We start from the raw sequence: 663 nt of genomic DNA, 5'->3' as shown, positions 1-663 counted from the left end.
ACGCGGCGTCGGCCGACGGCGCGTTGAGCGCCGTCGAATGGCCGCGGCAGTTCGACGGCCGCACGCTGCGCCCGCTGGCGCTGAGCCCGGTGGAGCAGCGTTTCGCCAACGCTTTCCCCGGCGCGATCGGCCGCTTCAGCGACGGCGAGCGGCTGCTGGTGCTGCGCGACGTGCAGCGCCCCACGCGCATGCTGCACCCGGCGGCCGACTGCTATCGTGGCCTCGGCTACAGCATCGCCGCCGCACGCCTGGAGCGCGACGCGCAGCAGCGGCTGTGGCGCTGCTTCGAGGCCGAGCGCGGTGCGCAGCGGCTGCGCGTGTGCGAGCGCATCGCGGATGCGGAAGGCCAGGCCTACACCGACACCTCGGCGTGGTTCTGGGCCGCGGCGCTGGGCCGCTCGACCGGCCCCTGGCAGGCGGTGACGACGGTGGCGGTGGTGGACTCGGGAGCCATGCGATGAAGAACAGCGGCTCTCACCCCCACCCTCTCCGTTCCCCCGCACGCCGCCTCAGCCTCATCACCTTCGCCCTCCTCGCCACCCTGCTCGCGCTGGCGGCGGCACTCTTCGCCGTGGCCTGCCACGCGCTCGCGCCGCAGCCCGGCGAGTGGTCCCACACGCTGCGCATCGGCCCGCGCGGCCATGGCAGTTCGAGCGCCCGGTC

Annotated in this window: 1 protein-coding gene and 1 pseudogene; both read left to right on the top strand. The window is 74.8% G+C overall.

Annotated elements, in window-relative coordinates:
• Positions 1-461, top strand: a 461-nt coding sequence (locus tag x551_RS22975; RefSeq protein WP_036252211.1) for a hypothetical protein, incomplete at its 5' end; no start/stop codon positions are given.
• A pseudogene (locus x551_RS22970) lies at positions 458-663 on the top strand (hypothetical protein); the annotation flags it as partial. The gene x551_RS22975 and the pseudogene x551_RS22970, both read left to right, overlap by 4 nt.

Source organism: Methylibium sp. T29, from assembly GCF_000576205.1.
GTDB lineage: Bacteria > Pseudomonadota > Gammaproteobacteria > Burkholderiales > Burkholderiaceae_C > Methylibium > Methylibium petroleiphilum.
Note: the sequence above shows the minus strand (reverse complement) of the source record. Positions and strands in the feature narration are given on the sequence as shown.